The following is a 4576-nucleotide window of genomic DNA, read 5'->3' on the forward strand; positions in this document are numbered from 1 at the left end:
GGTTTTCACGCGGCCACGCTCATCAAGCTCAACGCCTGCCGCTTCTAAACCAAGACCTTTTGTATAAGGCGTACGGCCAATGGCCACCAAAATCACATCAGCTTCAATGTCTTCAGCGGCACCGCCAGCTGCAGGTTCAACTGTCGCTTTAAGAACATCGCCAGATTTATCAACACCGGTCACCTTTGTGCCCAGTTTGAATTTAAAGCCTTGTTTTTTCAGCGTGCGCTGGAAGTTCTTTGCAATCTCGCTGTCCATACCGGGCAAAATGCGGTCAAGGAATTCAACAACGGTAACCTCTGCACCCAAACGCGACCAAACTGACCCAAGTTCAAGACCGATCACGCCCGCACCAACGACCAGCATTTTCTTTGGTACTTCTTTAAGTTCCAAAGCGCCGGTTGAAGTAACAACGCGTTCTTCGTCAATCTCAATGCCCGGCAAATTTGCTGAATCAGAACCCGTGGCGATCACAATATTTGTGGTCTCAAGCACTTGCTCGGATCCATCATCCGCGGTCACTTTCACCTTGCCCGGTGCTTCAATGGTACCAAGACCATGGAAGGCGGTGATTTTGTTTTTCTTGAGCAAAAACTCAATGCCAGTGGTGTTTGAAGAAACCGTATCATCTTTGTGCTTCAGCATGGTGCCAAGATCAAGCTCAGGCTCAACCTGAATGCCCAGTTTTGCAAATGTGTGGTTGGCTTCTTCAAAAAGCTCTGATGCGTGCAACAACGCTTTTGAAGGAATACAGCCAATGTTCAGGCACGTGCCGCCATGGGTGCTGCGTTTTTCAACAACCGCAACTTTCATGCCCAATTGCGCCGCACGAATTGCGCCAACATAGCCACCAGGGCCCGTTCCGATAAAGGTGAGATCAAACTTGTCCGACATAATTGCCTCGTAAAAGATTATAAACCCGATTTATGACGAATTTGCTTCGCCTTATTATGATTGGGAGAGAGAGGAAATTGGCGCGCAACACGTTATGCTGCGCGCCGATTAGAACTAGAGATCCAAAACCAAGCGCTGTGGATCTTCCAAGCTTTCTTTTAGGCGCACCAAGAAGGTCACAGCTTCTTTGCCGTCAACAATCCGGTGGTCATATGAAAGCGCTAGATACATCATTGGGCGAATCACAATCTCACCATTCACAACCACAGGGCGTTCTTGGATTTTATGCATGCCCAAAATACCAGATTGTGGTGCATTCAAAATTGGGGTCGACATCAATGAGCCGTAAACACCACCATTTGAAATGGTAAAGGTGCCGCCCTGCATATCAGCCATGGACAATTCGCCATCGCGTGCTGCACGGCCCAATCGGCCAATTTCTTGCTCGACTTCTGCAATGCTCATCTGATCTGCATTACGAACCACAGGGACAACAAGGCCCTTTTCGGTTCCAACAGCGACCCCAATGTGGGCGTAGTTTTTGTAGATTAGATCATTGCCATCAATCTCAGCATTAACCGCTGGAATTTCTTTGAGTGCATGCACAACCGCACGGGTGAAAAAGCCCATGAAGCCAAGTTTTACGCCATGCTTTTTCTCAAACAAATCCTTATACGACTTGCGCAAGTCCATCACAGGCTTCATGTCCACTTCGTTAAAAGTGGTCAACATGGCCGCTGTGTTTTGCGCCTCTTTTAGACGTGTCGCAATTGTTTTGCGCAGACGGGTCATTTTCACCCGCTCTTCGCGCGGCGCATCATCAACATTTGAAGGGGCACGCGCTGGCGTAGGGGCTGCTTTGGTCACCGCCGTGGTGCCTAAGTTCGCAACGGCTGAAAGCACGTCTTCTTTCAACACCTGACCACGCTTGCCAGAACCGGCAACGTCAGCGGCATCCATATTTTTCTCAGCAAGCATTTTTGCAGCAGATGGTGCAGGTGGCATTTCAGTGCCCCCAACAGCAGGAGCTGCCGCTGGCACTTGTGCAACGGGCGAAGGTGCTGGTGCTGCTGTAACCGCAGCTCCACCTTCACCAGGCTGAACACGGGCAAGCAATGCACCAACTTCAACCGTCTCACCACTCTCAGCGAGAATTTCAATCACCGTACCGGCAACTGGAGAGGACACATCCATCGCCGCTTTGTCGGTTTCAAGTTCAACGATTGCCTCGTCCAACTCAACCCGATCGCCGACTTTTTTGAACCATTGGCCAACATCTGCTTCAACAACAGATTCGCCCGCTACCGGCACCACAATATCTACTGGCGCTGCATCATTTTTATCTTCGCTCGCCATGCTGGCCTCGCTCGTTTCTTGCTTGTTTTGACTTTGTTCGGTTGGTGCCGCTTTAGCACCATCCGCAATGACTCCAATTAAAGCGCCTACTTCCACCGTTTCACCTTCTGAAAAGCTTATCGCTTCCAGAACGCCGCTTGCCGGTGCACTCACTTCAATTGTTACCTTATCCGTCTCCAGTTCAACCACCGGTTCGTCCGCATTAACGGCTTCCCCCGGCTTTTTGAACCATTGCCCAATCGTGGCTTCTGTCACGCTCTCGCCAAGAGTGGGCACTCGAATTTCAACAGACATTACGTCGAATTTCCTATCTAAATTCTGTTGTCAATTACTCTGCAAACGCCTCATCCAAGAAGGCCTGCAATTGCGCCAAGTGCGTGCGCATCAAGCCAGTTGCTGTAGAGGCAGAAGCCGCACGACCCACATAACGTGGACGCTCACCTGCCCGATCCATTTGCTCCAATACCCATTCAACATAGGGCTGAATAAAGAACCAAGCGCCCATGTTTTTCGGCTCTTCTTGACACCAAACAACTTCAGCGTTTTTGAACCGCGAAAGTTCGTCATGCAAAGCCTTTGCAGGGAACGGATAGAGCTGCTCAAGCCGCATCAAATAGACATCATCCACACCACGTTTTTCGCGATCTTCAAGCAGGTCAAAATAGACCTTGCCCGAACAAAGGATCACGCGACGGATCTTGTCATCGGATTGCAGTTTGATTTCTGTCTTGCCGTTCGGGGCCTCCGCATCATCCCACAATAAACGGTGGAATGTGCTATTGGGTCCCAATTCCTCAAGCGTTGAGGTGCAACGTTTGTGACGCAGCAAGCTCTTTGGTGTCATCAATAGCAAAGGTTTGCGGAAATCGCGCTTCAATTGTCGACGCAAAATATGGAAATAGTTCGCCGGAGTTGTACAGTTCGCCACTTGCATATTGTCTTCCGCACAAAGCTGCAAATAACGCTCCATACGCGCTGAAGAGTGTTCAGGGCCTTGGCCCTCATACCCGTGTGGCAACATCAGCACCAAACCGGACATGCGCAACCATTTGCGCTCACCTGACGATATGAACTGATCGATCAGCACCTGCGCGCCGTTCACGAAATCACCAAATTGCGCTTCCCAGATGGTCAGTGCATTTGGCTCTGTCAATGAATACCCATATTCAAACCCAAGCACCGCCTCTTCTGACAGCATCGAGTTGATCACTTCATAGCGCGCTTGGCCCGGATCAACATTATTGAGCGGAGTATATTGCGCGCCTGTTTCTTGATCATGGATCACCGTGTGGCGCTGCGAAAAGGTGCCGCGCTCGCAGTCCTGACCGGATAAACGCACTGGATGGCCTTCGCTAACCAAGGAACCAAAAGCCAATGCTTCAGCCAACGCCCAATCAACACCATCACCAGCCTCAATCACCTTGCGGCGATTGTTCATGAAACGTTTGATGGTTTTATGGGCGCTAAAGCCTTCAGGAACTTCCGTGATCTTGTTGCCCAAAGACACCAAACGATCAATTTCAACGCCAGAGTTGCCGCGACGCGCACCATCTTCAGCCATAGAGAGGTTTTTCCAAGCCCCATCCATCCAATCGGCCTTGTTTGGCTTATAATCATCGCCTGCATCAAATTCGGCTTGCAAATGTGTGCGCCAGTCTTCGATCAACTGATCAACTTCTTTTGCACTCAACACGCCCTCAGCAACCAAACGGTCAGCATAAATTTGCAAAGTCGTGCGATGCGCGCGAATGCGTTTATACATTTCTGGTTGCGTAAAGGAGGGTTCGTCGCCTTCATTGTGACCAAATCGACGATAGCAGAACATATCGATCACAACAGGCTTCTTGAACTTTTGGCGATATTCAATCGCCATCTTAGCGGCAAAAACCACGGCTTCAGGATCATCGCCATTCACGTGCAACACGGGGGCTTCAATCATTTTCGCCACATCGGTTGGATAGGGCGAAGACCGAGAGTACATCGGCGCCGTTGTAAAGCCGATTTGGTTATTGATGGCGATATGAATTGTACCGCCCGTTTTGTAACCATCTAGTTGTGATAATAAGAAAGTTTCCGCGACAATGCCTTGCCCAATAAAGGCGGCATCACCGTGAAGCAAAATACCAATTACTTTTTCGCGGTCCGTATCACCTTTTTGACGCTGCTTGGCTCGTACTTTACCTAAAACAACCGTGTTTACACATTCCAAATGGCTTGGGTTTGCGGCCAATGACAGGTGAACAGTTTTGCCTTCAAATTCCCGATCAGAAGATGTCCCTAAGTGATATTTAACATCACCTGACCCTTGCACATATTCAGGGTTGGC

General features: G+C 49.7%; 3 protein-coding genes. All 3 read right to left on the reverse strand.

Annotated features, from left to right (window positions below; genetic code table 11):
- A partial coding sequence (locus Q0231_RS02855) for an NAD(P)/FAD-dependent oxidoreductase (protein ID WP_299344819.1) occupies positions 1-894 on the reverse strand: 894 nt, incomplete at its 3' end.
- Between the two features lie 114 nt (positions 895-1008).
- Positions 1009-2544, reverse strand: coding sequence for a 2-oxoglutarate dehydrogenase complex dihydrolipoyllysine-residue succinyltransferase (gene odhB / locus Q0231_RS02860; protein ID WP_299344822.1), 1536 nt, complete (start codon positions 2542-2544; stop codon positions 1009-1011).
- A gap of 34 nt (positions 2545-2578) precedes the next feature.
- Positions 2579-4576 (reverse strand): 2-oxoglutarate dehydrogenase E1 component (locus Q0231_RS02865; RefSeq protein ID WP_299344825.1); only part of this gene is annotated, 1998 nt, incomplete at its 5' end.

The organism is uncultured Maritalea sp., from assembly GCF_937139385.1.
GTDB classification, from domain to species: domain Bacteria; phylum Pseudomonadota; class Alphaproteobacteria; order Rhizobiales; family Devosiaceae; genus Maritalea; species Maritalea porphyrae_A.

Excerpts from the sequence above, each read along its gene's own strand:
- odhB (WP_299344822.1), bottom strand. The coding sequence starts at position 2,544 with ATGTCTGTTGAAATTCGAGTGCCCACTCTTGGCGAGAGCGTGACAGAA.